At 45.1% G+C, this 17,270-nt stretch carries 13 protein-coding genes; 3 read left to right on the forward strand and 10 right to left on the reverse strand.

The window, feature by feature from the left end:
- Positions 1–27: 27 nt before the first annotated feature.
- The 8 genes from R7D93_RS19305 to R7D93_RS19340 all read right to left on the reverse strand — a co-directional run bounded on the left by R7D93_RS19305 (position 28) and on the right by R7D93_RS19340 (position 10,035).
- Complete coding sequence (locus R7D93_RS19305) at positions 28–1,230, reverse strand: phenylacetate--CoA ligase family protein (RefSeq protein WP_225496033.1); 1,203 nt, start codon at positions 1,228–1,230, stop codon at positions 28–30.
- A 9-nt stretch (positions 1,231–1,239) separates the two neighbouring features.
- Positions 1,240–2,061 (reverse strand): ABC transporter ATP-binding protein, encoded by an 822-nt coding sequence (locus tag R7D93_RS19310; RefSeq protein ID WP_054574668.1) that lies wholly within the window; start codon positions 2,059–2,061, stop codon positions 1,240–1,242.
- Between the two features lie 80 nt (positions 2,062–2,141).
- Positions 2,142–3,386: an ABC transporter substrate-binding protein gene (locus R7D93_RS19315; protein ID WP_005373285.1), complete on the reverse strand. Its 1,245-nt coding sequence runs from the start codon at positions 3,384–3,386 to the stop codon at positions 2,142–2,144.
- Between the two features lie 45 nt (positions 3,387–3,431).
- Entirely contained in the window at positions 3,432–4,499 is a 1,068-nt protein-coding gene (locus R7D93_RS19320; RefSeq protein WP_005382737.1) for a branched-chain amino acid ABC transporter permease, read from the reverse strand.
- 11 nt (positions 4,500–4,510) lie between these two features.
- A complete protein-coding gene (locus tag R7D93_RS19325) occupies positions 4,511–5,404 on the reverse strand; it encodes a branched-chain amino acid ABC transporter permease (RefSeq protein WP_005373295.1) in 894 nt (297 codons plus the stop codon).
- Positions 5,404–7,356 carry a long-chain fatty acid--CoA ligase gene (locus R7D93_RS19330; protein WP_005382741.1) on the reverse strand — a complete coding sequence of 651 codons (1,953 nt, stop codon included), beginning with the start codon at positions 7,354–7,356 and terminating at the stop codon, positions 5,404–5,406. The genes R7D93_RS19325 and R7D93_RS19330 overlap by 1 nt, the downstream gene beginning before the upstream one ends.
- A complete protein-coding gene (locus R7D93_RS19335; RefSeq protein ID WP_225496035.1) occupies positions 7,356–8,156 on the reverse strand; it encodes an ABC transporter ATP-binding protein in 801 nt (266 codons plus the stop codon). The genes R7D93_RS19330 and R7D93_RS19335 overlap by 1 nt, the downstream gene beginning before the upstream one ends.
- A 241-nt stretch (positions 8,157–8,397) precedes the next feature.
- Positions 8,398–10,035 carry an electron transfer flavoprotein-ubiquinone oxidoreductase gene (locus R7D93_RS19340; RefSeq protein ID WP_225496037.1) on the reverse strand — a complete coding sequence of 546 codons (1,638 nt, stop codon included), beginning with the start codon at positions 10,033–10,035 and terminating at the stop codon, positions 8,398–8,400.
- A gap of 155 nt (positions 10,036–10,190) precedes the next feature.
- Between R7D93_RS19340 and R7D93_RS19345 the strand changes: the two genes are divergently transcribed.
- From R7D93_RS19345 to R7D93_RS19355, 3 genes are all read left to right on the forward strand, one after another.
- Positions 10,191–10,943 carry an electron transfer flavoprotein subunit beta/FixA family protein gene (locus R7D93_RS19345; protein ID WP_042523555.1) on the forward strand — a complete coding sequence of 251 codons (753 nt, stop codon included), beginning with the start codon at positions 10,191–10,193 and terminating at the stop codon, positions 10,941–10,943.
- Complete coding sequence (locus R7D93_RS19350; protein WP_225496039.1) at positions 10,940–11,866, forward strand: electron transfer flavoprotein subunit alpha/FixB family protein; 927 nt, start codon at positions 10,940–10,942, stop codon at positions 11,864–11,866. The genes R7D93_RS19345 and R7D93_RS19350 overlap by 4 nt, the downstream gene beginning before the upstream one ends.
- 87 nt (positions 11,867–11,953) lie before the next feature.
- Entirely contained in the window at positions 11,954–13,984 is a 2,031-nt protein-coding gene (locus R7D93_RS19355; protein WP_225496041.1) for an acetoacetate--CoA ligase, read from the forward strand.
- A 178-nt stretch (positions 13,985–14,162) separates the two neighbouring features.
- Here the strand turns inward: R7D93_RS19355 and R7D93_RS19360 are convergent, their stop codons facing one another.
- Together R7D93_RS19360 and R7D93_RS19365 are read right to left on the reverse strand one after the other, a co-directional pair.
- Complete coding sequence (locus tag R7D93_RS19360; RefSeq protein ID WP_158155883.1) at positions 14,163–15,713, reverse strand: alpha-glucoside-specific PTS transporter subunit IIBC; 1,551 nt, start codon at positions 15,711–15,713, stop codon at positions 14,163–14,165.
- Between the two features lie 55 nt (positions 15,714–15,768).
- Positions 15,769–17,097 (reverse strand): 6-phospho-alpha-glucosidase, encoded by a 1,329-nt coding sequence (locus R7D93_RS19365; RefSeq protein ID WP_151515680.1) that lies wholly within the window; start codon positions 17,095–17,097, stop codon positions 15,769–15,771.
- Positions 17,098–17,270 lie beyond the last annotated feature (173 nt).

Here is a 17,270-nt window from a genome sequence, read left to right on the forward strand (position 1 = left end):
TTCTACTGCACTTATGCCACCAATGAGTTAACTGCGAAGATCATTGATTAACGGCTGCTCCACTTGGTTCGGTACAAACTGGACATTGCCTTTCAGTTTAGTGACTGACTGTAGTGTTGCTTGAATGTCCTCTGCTGATACATGCACATCATGACAACAGAAAGTAATGGCATCGTTGAAGCCATCGCGCTCAATTTTCAAGGAGCCTTTAATATCGTGGCGACGACAGACTTCTTGGATCTGATGCGGATAAACAAACAGCCCTTTTACTTTCACCGCGGAGTCTGCTCGTCCCATCCAGCCCTTAATTCGTGCATTCGTGCGTGAAGAATCAGAACTTGTCTCTAGATATGCCGATAAATCTCCCGTTGCGTAGCGAATCAGCGGGAACTTCTCATCGAACGACGTTACAACGACTTCACCGACTTCTCCCGGTTGTACAGGAACACCATCAGGATCAACGATTTCAACAATAATATCTTCGGCAATCACTAATCCTTGTTCACCAGACACTTGATAAGCAATCAAACCAAGCTCTGCACTTGCGTAGGCTTGAAAGACTGCAATGCCTTTTTCCTCAAACATCTGTTGCATGTCTGCTGTAACCGCTTCACCAGAGACCAGAGCTTTCTCAAAGCTAGGCAGCTCATTGTATTTCTCTTGGTACTTTTGTAGCAACGTCAGCAAATAAGAAGGTGTGCCAGTGTAACCATTAGGTTGAAGCTGTTTAATTGCCTCTATTTGCGCTTCGGTATTGCCTACTCCAGCCGGAAATACCGCACAGCCACAAGCCCTTGCGCCACCATCCATAATAAATCCGCCAGGAGAGAAATGGTAAGAGAGCGTGTTATGCACTAAATCACCCGCACAGAACCCAGCAGCGTGAAACGCGCGCCCCATACGCCAGAAATCGGCCTCATCCGTTTGAGCCTCATATAACGGCCCAGGAGATTGGAATACGCGCGCCATTTGACCAATGGCAACGCTATTTAAGCCACCAAACGGCGGTTTAAGTTGCTGCTGATTAGGTACATTGAACTTACGTGTAATCGGGAGCTGAGCAAGCCCTTCACGATTGTTTGCCAATGTAGGATCTAACTCAGAAAAATGCGCTGCGTAATGTTCGCTATTGGCTTTCGAATTCTCAATCAGTGCTGGCAAACGTTGAAACAGCGACTCTTCTCGCGCCTGTAGAGACAACGATTCTTTCGCATCAAATAGTTCGTTCATCCTTGCTCCTTACAACCAACGCTTACGACGTTTGTAAGATTTCAGATTCTTAAAGCTCTTGCGATCTTCATCGCCGCCGCCAAGGTAGAATTCTTTTACGTCTTCATTGTTTAGCAATTCGTGCTTGCTGCCATCTAGTACGATTTTGCCTGATTCCATGATGTAACCGTAATCGGCCGCTTGAAGAGCGAAGTTGGCATTCTGCTCAACCAAAAGCATGGTAATACCTTGCTCTTTGTTGATCTTGTTAATAATGCTGAATACTTCTTTAACTAGCAGTGGAGAAAGCCCCATAGACGGTTCGTCCAACAAAATCATCTTCGGTCGAGCCATTAATGCTCGGCCAATCGCTAACATTTGTTGCTCACCGCCAGACAAATAGCCCGCCAGGCCAGTGCGCTCTTTGAGTCGCGGGAAATAGTCAAACACCATTTCGATGTCTTGTTCAACTTCGTTGTCAGTGCGTGTATAAGCGCCTAAGCGAAGATTTTCTATTACCGTCATATCTTCAACAATTCGGCGCCCTTCCATAACTTGGAAGATGCCCGAACGGACGATCTCTTCCGGGTTTTTGTTGTCTATACGCTCGCCCATGAAGTTGATTTCGCCGCGCGTCACTTCACCATCTTCGGTTTTCAATAAACCAGAAATGGCTTTCAACGTTGTGGATTTACCCGCACCGTTGGCGCCCAGTAAGGTCACAATCTGCCCTTTTGGAACTTCTAAACTCACACCGCGAAGTACTAGTATTACTTCGTCGTAGACGACTTCAATGTTGTTCACTGAAAGCAGTATTTCTGCCGGTTCGATATTCGTTGCTAATTCAGCCATCAAACTACTCCTTGCTAGGGTGAGAGTGTTCTCTCACCCATCCTTATTTTCAGTAAGCTTTGTTATTAATAAGTCGTAGATTAGTAACCTAGCCAATCGTCACGACGTGACAATGTCACCTGAGATACTTTCTTAATATCAACTGCGCCGCCATCGTTGTTGCCCATAAAGACGTTCACGGTTGTTGTGCCTCGGTGATCTTCCGGTTTCCAGTTCGCAGGGACACAAACACCTTCTAAGCCTTGTGGTACCCAGTTGTCATGGACATACATGCCCTTCTTGATGTTTTCACCTGTGATGCCACCGTTGTCTTTCGCCCACTCCATTGCTTCTTTCATATAGAACGCAGAACAAATACCGCGAATGTAATGGTGAGTTCTGAATTCGCCCGGCTCTGATTCAGACTGCTTAGAAATCTCACGGACCAGTTTCATGCCTTCATTATCATCTCCCCAAAACGCTGTCATACCTGGGAAAACGTAATCTTTAAGGCCATCGCCTGCTGCTTCAAGCACTGGCTTATCGCCGCCCCAAATGTTTGCCATGTACTGGAACTCTGTCCCAACCGTGTTACAAGACTTCACGAGTGAGATAACCGAGCTACCGATATTAGCAATGTAACCGTAGTTGGTGCCTGACTCTTTCAGCGACAAACATTGCGCTTTGAAGTCCCCTGGTTTTAGTGACACAACGACTGGGTTTTGCACATCAAAACCAAGCTCTTTGGCGTACTCTGCACACGCTTCTTTTGGCGCATTCGGGAATGGATGGTTATCGCCAATGTGCGTAAATTTCGGCGCACCTTGATTGCCCTTAGATTCCCAATCTTCTTTCGCCCACTTAACTAGCGCACGGCACGCATCTGAGTACGACGCACCATAAAAGAAATTATAAGGCGCTGGTTTCGCGGTTTTTGGGTTTTTGCCAGTTGGGTCAGTTAAGTGACCAGAGTAAGAAGCAGAGAACACCGGCACTTTGTCTTTGGTAACAAACGAAATAAGTGCTTCGGTATCCGCCGTACCCCAACCTTGCAGCGCAACCATGTCTTTACGCGCAACCCAACGTTTATAGTTAGAAATCGCCACTGGTACTTTGTACGCCATGTCTACTGTTTCAAATTCGAGCTCGGTACCGTTAATGCCACCGTTTTGGTTAATCCAACGCAATGCGTCTCGCACGCCAGAACCATAAGGCTTGCTCACATAGGCAGTTGGTCCAGAAAAGTCGACTAATTGCCCGACAAACACAGAATCTTTTGCCCAAGTTGCGGTAGTAAACAGTGCAGATGACAGCACCAACGTTGTCGCTAAATGTCCTTTGTTCATAACTCGTTGTCCTTGTTATTGAGGTATATTCCACTTAATTCCACGTTAATATGAGAACGGATAGTGTTTCCAATATGCTCGAATCTGTTGCCAGCGATGCGATAATCCTTGAGGTTCGAAAATGAGGAACAGCATGATGACTAAACCAATCGCCATCTCTTTGAAGTAAGCCAGACCATCAGTGAAAGCGGTGGTATCACCAAACGCTGAAAGCCCCGTTACACCAAACTCTAAAACTTCAGGCAGAAGTACGATAAATATCGTCCCCATCAATGTGCCTTTGACTGAGCCTAAGCCACCAATGATGATCATTGCCAAGAACTGGATAGACATCATGATGGTGAAACCTTCTGCTGATACAAACCCTAGATAATGTCCGTAGAGTGCACCCCCGATGCCCGCATAGAATGCACACACTCCAAATGAGAGCAGACGATACTTGGTTAGGTTGATGCCCATGATCTCTGCTGACAGATAGTGATCTCGTACTGAGACAAACGCGCGACCGTCACGAGAACGGATTAAGTTTGATGCCCACATATACATGAAGATCAGCGCAAACAGAGCGATGTAGAAGAAGCTTTCGTCAGTCGTAAACTCAAAGCCAAACAAATTAATTGGGTTCGCGCTTGCACCGTATGAGCCGCCACTGAACCAATCTGCGCGAGCAAAGAAGTCCTCTAGAATAAACTGCGCCGCCAACGTTGCGATAGCTAGGTATAAACCTTTAATTCGAGCCGCTGGCAGACCAAACAGCATCCCCACAATCATGGTTAAGTAACCCGCGAGCGGAATCGCAAACACGACTGGAATGTTAAACTGGTTATTTAGCCAAGCCGATGCAAAGGCGCCAAAGCCAAAGAACGCACCGTGACCTAGCGAAATTTGTCCGGTAAAACCAACCAGAATGTTTAAGCCCAATGCCGCGATACCGAGGTATGCAATCTGAATAAACAGGTTTAGGAAGTAAATATCCAAGACCAGCGGTGCTGCCAGCATGGCGATGACACCTGCAATCGCAAGGCTTCTGATGGTTTTGGTTTCAAAAATTGGCGTATCGCTTTTGTATGTGGTTCGAAAATCCCCACATGGGCGCATGCTAAGTTGAGCCATGTTATTTCTCCTTAAATACGCTCAATATCTTTGGTACCAAACAGGCCATATGGCTTGAAGGCAAGAATGATTAACAGCACATAGAATGGTGCGATGTTGTATAAGTTACCCACTTGCAGGTATTGGCTATCAAAAAACTCAGCCAAGTTTTCTAGCACCCCGATGGTAATACCACCGACAATTGCGCCGACTACCGAATCTAAGCCACCTAAAATAACGGCTGGGAAAACTTTGATACCAATAATGGATAGCGCGTCAGATACGCCGTTAACGATACCGATAACAATCCCTGCTGTTGCAGATACCATTGCCGAAATAGCCCAACTGATGGCGAACACTTTCTTGATGGAAATGCCAAGACTCTGGGCTACTTGCTGGTTGAATGCCGTTGCGCGCATTGCCAGACCCATTTTGCTGAATTTGAAGAACCAGTAGAACGCGCCCATGATGAGCATTGAGAAGATCAAGCTCAGAATGTAAGCAAACTCAACATTCAAACCTCCGATATTCACCACGTTGGTTTCGAACACTTGCGGGTACGACACAGCCGAGACACCGAATATCCACTTCATCAGCGCTTGGAAAAACATCGATAGACCAATGGTCACCATGATCACAGAGATAATCGGTTCACCAATCAACGGTCTGAGCACAATGGTTTGCACGGCGATACCAAAAATCATCATGAACGCGAGCGTGAGTAAAAAGCCAATAAAAAACGGTAACTGTAGGTGCACCAATGCCGCCCAACATACCCACGCGCCAATCAACAAAAACTCACCCTGAGCAAAGTTGACCACCTGGGTCGATTTGTAAATCAATACAAAGCACATGGCGACAACGCCATACAACATGCCAACGATCACGCCATTAATGACGAGTTGCAGTAATAAATCCGTATTCACTATGCGATCCTCCGTTGTTCGCTATCCACTAGTGTTGGCTCATGCTCAATAAGCGTTTCAATAACTAGCGACGTTTGAATGCGTGTTTTGGTGCCATCTTGATAAGTGATCACTGTATCGACATCGACTTTTGGATCGTCGCTGTAGATGGTTTCGATGATGTCTCCGTATTTCTCTGCAACCACACCACGGCGTACTTTACGTGTGCGAGTTAGCTCTCCATCGTCGGCATCCAACTCTTTGTAAAGTAGAATGAATTTGCTGATCTTCTGTGCATCCGGTAGGGATTCGTTCACTTTTTGAACTTCTTCACGAATCGCTTGGTACACTTCTGGTTGAGCAGATAAGTTGGTGTAGTTGGTAAATGCCAAGCCGCGTTGCTCTGCCCACTTCGCGACGATCGCATAGCGAATACAGATGATGGCAGACAGCCAAGGTCGACCTTTACCTACCACCACGGCTTCTGCAATAAACGGCGAGAACTTGAGTTTGTTTTCGATAAACTGTGGCGAATAACGGTCGCCATGGCTGGTTTCCGACATATCTTTCAGACGATCAATCACGACCAAGTGACCGGAATCTTTAAAATAGCCCGCATCGCCTGTGTGCATCCAACCATCTTGAACATCTTCATCATATGCTGCTTGGTTGTTTAAGTAGCCAGTAAACATGCCTGTACTTTTCGCGATGATTTCACCAACGCCATTGCTGTCTGGGTTGATGACTTTCACTTCTGCATTATCAAACGCAACACCAACGGAATCGTAATCCACATCATCCGCTTGGTGCACGGTGTATGCGCCACACATTTCGGTCTGACCATAAAGCTGCTTAAGTGGCACACCAATAGCTTGTAGGTAACGGAAAGTGTCAGGCCCCATCGCCGCGCCGCCCGTTGCAGCAGATGTTAGGTTCGAAAAGCCTAAACGGTCTCGCAAAGCACGCAAAAGAATCCATTCGGCGAGTTTAGAACGTTTGCCCTGCTCTAACGCTTTGTTGGCTAAGCTCATGCCCAGTTTGTACATCTTTTGCTTAAACGGTGTCGAATCCATCATTCGTGCAGACACGTCTGCCACAATGTTTTCCCACACACGTGGCGCTAACAGCACAAAGTTTGGACCGATTTCACGCAAGTCGGACATCATGGTTTCTTGTTCTTCCACAAAGTTAACGATTTGACGAGAAATCAACGCCTGACCAACCACGTAAACCTGCTCCATAATCCAAGGCAAAGGCAGAACAGAAACGTAGTTGTCGCCTGGGGAACGAGGGTCTGCACGCAAGTAAGCCGCACAGTGATCCAAGAACGTGCCACTGTGTAGCTGAGCCAATTTTGGTTTAGAAGTCGTACCCGACGTTGTACAAAGAATTGAAAGATCGCTGCCTTTGGTTTCAACAACCATATTGAGATATTTGTCTGGGTCCGCTTTATCAATCAGCTGACCTTTTTTGTAGACCTGTTCAACATCAATCAATCTTGGATCATCGTATTTACGCATTCCACGAGGATCGCAGTAAATAATGTATTCAACGCTAGGAATTTCATCACCAAGCTCAAGCAGCTTGTCGCATTGCTCTTCATCTTCGGCAATCACGACTTTTGCTTTGGCATAGTTGATAAGGTATGCCACCTCTTCGTGCATAGAATCTTGATAGATGCCCAGCGAGAAACCTTTGATCGCATGTGCCGCTAACTCGCCCCATACCCATTCCGGGCGGTTATCACCTAACAAACCAACGACATCTTGCTCACCAATACCCAAATCTTGTAGTGCCAGTGCCATCCACTTGACGCGGTTTTCGTAATCCTTCCAAGTGAACTCTCGCCAAATACCAAACTCCTTTTCACGCATTGCGACTTGTTCGGGCCAGTTCTTGGCATTGTGTTGCAACACTTTTGGAAAGGTATCTAAGCGGGTTATATCTGCCCAATCATTATGTTGCTGTGCCATTATGCACTCTCCTCTAATGTCGGTAGCTCTTCGCCTAAGTACGCTTGTTTCACATGTGGGTTGGCCATCACTTCTTCAGGCTCACCCGTAGCAATGTGTTTCCCGAAATCCAAAACCAAAACGCGATTAGAGATGTCCATGACCACGCCCATGTCGTGCTCAATCATGATGATCGTGATATCTAATTCTTCATTCAGATCCATGATGTAACGTGCCATGTCTTCCTTTTCTTCCAAGTTCATACCTGCCATTGGTTCATCAAGCAGCAGTAACTTAGGTTTTAAGGCAATGGCACGAGCAAGCTCTACACGCTTACGTAAGCCGTAAGATAGCGTGCCTGCAGTCGCTTTTCGGATGTGCTGGATTTCTAGAAAATCGATCATGTCTTCCACATATTTGCGGTGCGCCATCTCTTCTTTCTGCGCATTAGAGAACCAATAGAGTGGCCCCGTGACGAAGTTGTTTTTTAGTAGGTGGTGTCGGCCAACCATGATGTTGTCCAGTACCGACATGTGAGAAAAGAGCGCTAAGTTTTGGAAGGTTCTTCCCAACCCTAACTCAGCTCGTTGGCTAGGTGTCCGTTTAGTTACATCATCTCCAGCGAAGATTACAGAGCCTTTGTTTGGTGTGTATCGACCAGAGATGCAATTGAGCATTGAGGTTTTACCTGCACCGTTTGGACCAATGATTGAAAAAATTTCCTTTTCATTCACATGGAAGCTCACGTCAGTTAGAGCTTTCACCCCACCAAAAGCCAATGAAATATCGTTTACCTGCAACAGAGGCGATTCCGATACCATAGTTGATCTCCCTTTCGTTATTTAAGTGCGTTCCATTGAGCACTATTTGATCAAACCTAACTTTGATACTGGTAACCGCTTTTACACCTATGCATCAACTTTGTATTCAGTTTACGTAAACGTCAATTTAAAATCAGAATAGTGCCTGAAAGATTAAGTTGCAATCGAGTTCATCGAGAAAGATTTGAACTAACGCAAACTTTAAGTAAATAAATTGTTAATGAAAATTATTCTCAAACGCTTACATATTTGGATAGTTCGGACCACCACCACCTTCTGGCGGAGTCCAGGTAATATTTTGACTTGGATCTTTGATGTCGCAGGTCTTACAGTGGATACAGTTGGCCGCATTTATTTGCAGCTCTGGCTGCTGCTCCCCCTGTACGATTTCATACACGCCAGCCGGACAATAGCGCTGTGCTGGCTCTGCATATAATTCAAGGTTCTGCTCAATAGGGATCCGCTGGTTCTCCAGTCGTAAGTGGCATGGTTGATCTTCCTCATGGAAGATATTGGATAGATAAACAGAAGAGAGGCGATCGAAACTTAACACGCCATCAGGCTTCGGATAGACAATTTCATTGCTGTTTTCCGCCAATAACAGAGACTGATGATCAGGCTTATCACAGCGGATATGCCACTTAGCTTTGCCTTTTAATACGTTATGTTCCAGCAGCGCTAAACCACCGCCCAGCCACGATCCAAAGCGGTGGATTCCACTTGAGAAGTTACGTGCTTGATAAAGCTCTTCATACAGCCAAGACTGTTTGAAATGCTTTTGATAATCAGCAGTAACTGACTGACTCTCAAGGGCTTCACATACTGCTTCAGCGGCAAGCATGCCAGATTTCATTGCGGTGTGTGTGCCTTTGATTTTAGCGCCGTTAAGTGTTCCTGCATCACAGCCAATTAACAAGCCACCAGCAAACTGCTGCGTGGGAAGCGAATGAAAGCCGCCCTTGGTGATCGCTCTCGCGCCATAGCTAATACGCTTCCCATTTTTGAGGTATTGCTCAATCATCGGGTGGTGTTTAAAACGTTGAAACTCATCAAATGGACTCAAGTGCGGATTCTTATAATTCAAGTCAACAATCAACCCGACGGCAACTTGGTTTCCCTCTAAATGGTAGAGATAACTGCCACCTGTAGCTTCATTTGATAACGGCCAACCTAATCCGTGCACTACTAAACCTTGCTGATGCTGCTCTGATGGGATTTCCCACAGCTCTTTAAAACCGATAGCGTAGTGTTGAGGCGTTTTCTCTTCAGCAAGATTAAATCGGTTAATCAACTGCTTACCAATATGCCCCCGTGCGCCTTCAGCAAATAAAGTAAACTTCGCTCGCAGTTCAATACCAGGTTCGAAATTTCCTTTTTGTTCACCATTTTTATCTAATCCCATATCGCCCGTGATCACGCCACAAACACGACTATCTTCATCGATGATCGCTTGACTGGCGGTAAAACCTGGGTAGACCTCCACCCCCAAGTTCTCAGCCTGCAACGCCATCCATCGGCATAGACTGCCCAAACTTATGATGTAATTACCTTTGTTATGTAACGTATTAGGCACCGCCCAAGAAGGCAGTTCATGACCATTGATGTCATTGCCTAGATAGTAGGTTTTATCTTGGTTTACTTTGGTATTGAGCGGAGCGCCTTTCTCTTCCCAGTCGGGAAAAAGCTCATCCAAACTCCGCGTTTCAAACACCGCACCCGATAAAATATGCGCTCCAACTTCAGAACCTTTTTCTACCACGCAAACAGAGAGGTCTTGTTTTTTTTCTGCTGCTAATTGTTTGATTCGGCATGCCGCAGACAAACCTGCGGGACCAGCGCCTACAATCAGAACATCAAATTCCATGCAGTCTCTTTCCATGATTGCATTCCTTTTTCTTTGCATGTTGCCAACTTGTTAATCAACAATATATTTAAAGTTGACGCAAACGTAAAGGTAAATTAACATCATTTTAAAGACGTCATCACATCGTCTTCACTGTAAACACATAGTCTTCACTGTAAAAGGAATCTAACGTGAAAATACTAGTGCCAATCAAAAGGGTCATTGATCCCTACGTTAAAGTTCGCGTGAAAGCGGACCATAGCGATGTTGAAACCAATAACGTCAAGATGACGATTAATCCATTTTGCGAAATAGCCGTTGAAGAAGCCGTACGACTAAAGGAGCAAGGTATTGCAGATGAAGTCATCGTTGTCAGTGCCGGCGGTAGCCAGTGTCAGGAGCAACTACGTACTGCGCTTGCATTAGGCGCCGATCGCGCTATTCATGTCGATACTGAAGACAAAATAGAGCCATTAGTTGTTGCTAAGCTGCTCAAAGCTCTAGTTGAGCAAGAACAAGCACAGCTTGTGATTACGGGTAAACAATCCATTGATACGGACAACAACCAAGTGGCTCAGATGCTGGCCGCCCTACTTGACTGGCCTCAAGCAACTTTCGCTTCCGACGTGAAGATAGAAGATCAAAAAGTTCAGGTCGTGAGAGAAGTGGACGGCGGCTTGATGACGGTCGCGATGAACTTACCTGCGGTGATCAGTACTGACTTACGCCTGAATGAACCGCGTTTTGCCTCTTTGCCTAATATCATGAAAGCTAAGCGCAAGCCGTTAGATACCATCACACCTGACAGTCTGGGTGTTGAAGTGGTATTTAGCCAAACCATTCAAGAAATCACACCGCCAGCGCAAAGAAAAGGTGGCATCAAGGTTGAATCTGTCTCAGAGCTTCTCGATAAGCTGCGTAACGAAGCGAAGGTGATTTCATGAAGAACTTAATCATAGCAGAGCATGACAATAACCAATTGCATGCGGACACACTCAAAGTGGTTAATGCAGCAAAACAAGTCAGCCAAGACAATGTTTTGATCGTAGTGGGCCACCAGTGTGAAGAAGTCGCTCAGCAAGCTTGTCGCGTTGATGGTATATCAAACGTAATTTGTGTCGATGATGAGCAACTTAAGCATCAATTTGCCGAGAGTATCGCACCTATTGTAGTGAGTATTGCTGAAGGTTTTGACGCAATCTGGGCTAGCTCATCATCAAAAGGGAAAGATCTTGCACCGCGAGTAGCAGCGAAGTTCGGCGTTGGGCAAATTTCCGATATTGTCCAAGTTATCGATGAAAACACTTTTATCCGCCCTATTTACGCAGGAAACGCATTTGCCAAAGTGACCACCAGCGACAAGGTTCGCGTCGTCACCGTGCGCGCGTCTGCGTTTGAGCCGGTTACTTGTCACAACCAAGCCGATATTAAGCATCAGCAGGTCACTATATCAGACCCAATGGTTGAATTGGTTTCTGTTGATAAAACCGTGTCAGAACGTCCTGAATTAAGCGCGGCAGAGGTGGTTGTGTCAGGTGGACGCGGGGTCGGTAGCAAAGAGAACTTCGCGTTGATCGAACAAGTGGCCGATAAACTAGGTGCTGCCATTGGCGCTTCTCGCGCGGCGGTTGATGCCGGGTTTGTTGCCAACGACTTACAAGTGGGTCAAACCGGTAAAATCGTTGCACCTAAGCTTTATATAGCGGTTGGGATTTCCGGTGCCATCCAGCATCTTGCAGGAATGAAGGAATCCAAAGTGATTGTCGCGATCAACAAAGATCCAGAATCTCCTATCTTTGAAGTTGCCGACTATGGATTGGTTGGTGATTTATTTGAGGTACTACCTCAGCTTGCCGAACAACTTTAAACGATCAGATAAGGGGCGAACACTGCTATGTTCGCCCCTTTATTTTGTTTTTGGTCATATTCAAAAGAATTGAAATTAGAGGGACCTATGCCAAATTCTGCACCTATTTGGTCACCATCTGCTGAGCGCGTCAGCAATAGCAACTTATTACGGTTCATTGAAAAGGTTAATAAAGACAAAGCCGAAGGTGCCGTAATCAACAATTACACGTCTCTACACCAGTGGTCCATTGAGCACAATGATGAATTTTGGCGACATACTTGGCAGTTTTGCAACGTAATCGGAGATATGGGTTCACAAATCAAGAGCCTTGGCAGTCCCAAATGGACACTAACAGGTTCTAATCATCATCATGTAAATAGAGACACAGTATGGTTTGCTGACGCCACGCTGAACTACGCAGAGAACCTCCTATCTCAGGCTGAGCAATCACCAGAGCGTGAGTTTATTGTTTTTAGCAATGAAAGCGGTGAACACCGACAACTCACCGGTAAACAGTTGCTTGAACAAGTTTCCGCCATTCAACAATGGCTACTCAATTGTGGTGTCGGTAAAGGCGATGTCGTTGCGGGTTATTTGCCCTACCTTCCTGAAACCGTTATTGCCATGCTGGCCACCACCAGTCTTGGTGCCATTTGGACTTCAACCTCTCCTGATTTTGGTATCGATAGCGTCGTAGAGCGTTTTGGTCAGGTCAAACCGAAAGTTCTTTTTTGCTGTGATGGCTACCAGTTCGGAGGCAAAGCTTTCGATATGACGGACAAGAACACCACTCTTAGTAGTAAGTTAAGCAGTGCCTCCGAAGAGACTACTATTAGTGTATGCCAAATCGAATATTTACAAAACGCTGAGAGTGCTAGCACTTCTGAGTTTGTTTCTTGGTCCGATATTACTCACCACTTTTCTCCACAATCAATTCAATATCAACCAATGCTGTTTAATGACCCGTTATTCATTTTGTATTCTTCTGGTACAACAGGTCAACCTAAGTGTATTGTTCATTCCGCAGGCGGTACCTTGCTCAATCACCTCAAAGAACATCAACTGCATTGCGACATCAAATCGCAAGACAAGGTTTTCTACTACACAACATGTGGTTGGATGATGTGGAACTGGCATGTTTCCGCTCTTGCGAGTGGTGCAGCCTTAGTGATTTACGACGGTAGTCCGGTTTACCCTGATCACTCCGTCTTATGGCGATTAGCTGAAGAACATAACGTGTCGCTGTTTGGTACTTCAGCGAAATACTTAGAGGCACTGGAGCAGGCAAACTGCTCTCCAAAACTAGAACATAACCTGAAGTCACTCAAAACTCTGTGCTCAACTGGTTCGGTGCTTTACCCAGAACAATTTAATTATGTCTATCAGCACATCAAGCAGGACTTGCATCTCGCTTCTATCGCTGGCGGCACAGATATTTGCGGATGCTTTGTACTTGGAAACCCTATTTCACCAGTTTACAAAGGTGAATGCCAAGGCTCAGGGCTGGGAATCGACGCACGTGTTCTAGAGGATGATGGACATACTATTACGCAAAAACGCGGCGAACTGACTTGTAATAACTCACTACCTAACTTCCCTATTGGTTTCTGGAACGACAACGGCGAACGTTATCACAACGCTTATTGGAGCAAGTTTACCGATATCTGGCACCATGGCGACGATGTGATGCAAACCGAACATGGCGGCTTTATTTTTTATGGCCGTAGTGACGCAACCTTAAATCCAGGCGGCGTACGAATCGGTACCGCTGAAATCTACCAGCAAGTGAACGCGTTACCCGAGGTTGAAGACTCCATCGCTGTCGGCAAGTTAAACCAGCAGTCTGAAGAAATCTGGTTACTAGTAAAACTCGCTCACAACGTCGAGTTAACCCAACAACTCACCGATTCAATTCGCCAAACATTGAAAACAAAATGTTCACCGCGCCATGTCCCACGACAAATTTTTGCTATCAGTGATATTCCTAAAACGCGCTCAGGCAAATTGGTTGAGCTAGCAGTGAAACAATTGGTAAACGGACAAGCTGTAAAAAACATTGGTGCTATTGCTAACCCAGAAGTGCTGGAAGAAATTAAAACGCTTTTCAACATAGAAAGTGGCGCCACTGTCACTTAGAGACTCAACAAGTCTTCCAACAATACAGACGGGTATAACCTGACTGTATTTTTAGCTCGCTCGATAACTCCTCCCCACTTTCGTGGAAACTGCGCGAAATATGCTTCATGTACACAAAAAAGGTGAGATAATTCTATCTCACCTTTGAGCCATATGAGCTGGAGCATTAGTTTGGGGGTTAAGCTTTTATCAGTTGGCTCATATCTTCGCGAACTTGTGGCACCGTTAAACCAACGATGATTTGAAGGCTCTCTTGATTTCTAACAATATTCACCGCTCCGTGCTGTGTGAAAAATGCGTTCTCCTTTACCAGAGAGACATCTTTAACTTTAACACGCAGACGCGTCGCGCAATTAGTTAACAAGTCAATGTTTTCTTTTCCACCCAAACCTTCAATAAAGGCACTAGCTTGTGACGGACTTGCGCTACTGTTATGGACCGCTTTCGCTTCTTTGTAGTCAGCTTTGGAATACAACTTACTATCTGCACCTTCACGTCCCGGAGTAAGTATGTTGTATTTTAAAATAAGCGCGCGAAACGTAACAAAGTAAACACCAGTAAACATGAGACCAATAATAATCTGAATCACGTATGTTCCTGCATGGTTACCAGCCAAAGGCAACCAGTTTTGGAAAATGAAGTCTATCAAGCCAGTCTGAAAGTTACCGGAAACACCAAACATAAAGGCGATCGTTGCCATTGTCGCAGATAACAACGCATGCAAAGCAAACAGCGCAGGTGCGATAAATAAGAATGTAAACTCTATTGGTTCGGTGATCCCTGTAAGAATTGCTGTGATTGCGGCTCCGAGCACTAACCCCATCACCATCTTTTTATTTTCTTTTTTCGCAACTGAATAGAGTGCTAGTGCGATACCCGTACAACCAAACACTTTACCCATTCCCGTCAACATCAAACCACCCTGAGGAAATTGTGTCGTTAAACTTTCCGAGCTCTGGGCGAATGTCTGTATATTTTGAATCCAATAGGAAACCGTTCCGCCATCGACTGCAACAGGCCCATAAAAAACGGGACCATATACGAAATGATGCAACCCCGTTGGTATCATGATTCGCTCTAAAAACGTAAATAGCCATACCCCTAACGATCCAGCAGAAACCAAAAATGATTGCAGATTATTAATACCATGCTGAATACTTGGCCAAGTCAAACAAGTTAGAATTGCCATCACGACCATAATTGGGAAGCTAATGATCACAACCAATGGCGTTCCGCCAAATACAGCCGCCCAATCCGGTAGCTTTTTATCAAAGAATCGGTTGTGAACCCAAACAGAGAGACTTGCAATTAAAATCGCACCTAGCAAGTTGGTATCAAGCGTTAGAATGCCACCAACTTCAGTCAAACCTCGCTCACCTTCCGTATAGTTAACGCCCAGTTCTGGCCCCCAAAATTGAAGGATTCCACCAATAACGTAGTTATACGTAATGTAGGAAACAAGTGTTGCAAGTACAGCGCGACCAGATGCTTTTTTAGCTAAAGCGATAGGTAACCCAACGGCAAAAATAAGTGCCATATTTTTAAATACAGCGAGTGATGCCTGTAAAATGATCGTCGAGACTTTAACCCAAGCACTCCCCTCTAGTGCCCAAGGAAACACTTCTTGATTTAACAGCACAACAGAGAAACCCAATAACATGCCCGCTGCTGGAAATAATAGAACGGGAACAAACATCGCGGCCCCGAACCTTTGAATAATGTCTTTCATATAAACCTCTTGTTTCATTCACGGAGCCTACAAGTAGGCTCCGAACGTCCAGTTGTTATTGAAAAAATTGAGGAAGGTAGGCTTTATTTTCTTCTAGTAATTGTTTTGTTATTTCTTTAGCTTTTGGCACATTAACCACGGTACGGTTAAGTGTGAGTGCATTAATCAGCTTTTGCTGACTTCCTTCGTACCAAGCATCCACGACTAATTTCTCGTAACCAAGTTGGCTCTCAATCATGGCTTTTTGGAAGGTTGGGATTTTTCCTACAGTAAAAGCTTTCGGTCCATCACTAGTTAGCGCAGCTGGAACTTCTACCATGGCGTCATTTTGTAAATTTGTAATAGCACCATTATTCGGTACGATGACGAGATACACATCGCTCAAGTTGTAGGCTAGCGAAGCCGCGACTCTCACCATGTATCGACCATGGATATCGGCATGCAGTGTTTCGTGCTTCGTGGTGCCCGCTTCAATTATTCTTGCGTTCAATTCGAACACTCGTTTCTCACGGCCGTTAATTACCTGCCTTGCGCGAGTATTATTGATATCCTCTTTCACCACCATTTTTTCAGGGTACAAATAGTATTGAAGATACGTATTCGGCAAAAACTCTGGATTATCAGCAAGCATTGTTCTCATGTTTTTGAATGTGGCTTGCCACGATGGGTCATCCGCTATTTCCGCATCAACCGCACTGATCCCTTCTTTTAGGATGATATTTTTAATTTTATCCGTTAAGTCTTCACCCTGTTTGTTACGAATTTTGGTAAACCAGCCATAGTGATTAAGCCCAAAATATTCAGGAACAAAGTCCCAAATTTCACACCCTAACAATTGCGCATAGCTGACCATAATCGCTGCTGGCATATCACAAATATTTAGAATTCGCTTATCATGCGGAAATTCACGATTTAAAGCTTCAGCGACAATTGCCGCCGGGTTGGTGTAATTAAGAATCCACGCATCTGGACACGTTTGTCGGATCTCGTTCACTAGCTGGATCATGTCGCCGATAGAGCGAAGTCCATATGCCATTCCTCCCGCGCCACATGTCTCTTGCCCAACACAAGAGTTGGATAGCGGGATTTGTTCATCGCGCTCGCGCATGGCCAACCCACCAGTGCGGATCTGGATAAAGAAAAAGTCCGAATCTGCGAATGCGACAGATTTATCCGTTGTATAAACAAACTCTTCAACTTCTGGATAGTGTTCTCGCAATAGAATTTCAGTAGCTAATGCATTCGACTCTTGGCGTTTCTCATCTATGTCGTAAAACACGACTTTTGCGAGTGGAAAGTTATCTTTTTCGGCAATAAGGCTGTTCATCATACCAAGTGTGTATGTACTGCCAGCACCAACAATCGTTAATTTTTGACGTTTCATTTCGCTACCTCAAATGTTTACCCTGAAAATGTATAAAATAAGTATTAATACTTTTATGATACATTTAAAGTATAAGCACAAAGATACGAGATAAAAATCACACAAAGATCCTAAGGAAAAGTATTAACTACATCTCAGATCACATTCTTGCTATCATGATCCAAGACTTAGCG

This window comes from Vibrio sp. YT-15 (assembly GCF_033337445.1).
Classification (GTDB): Bacteria; Pseudomonadota; Gammaproteobacteria; order Enterobacterales; family Vibrionaceae; genus Vibrio; species Vibrio alginolyticus.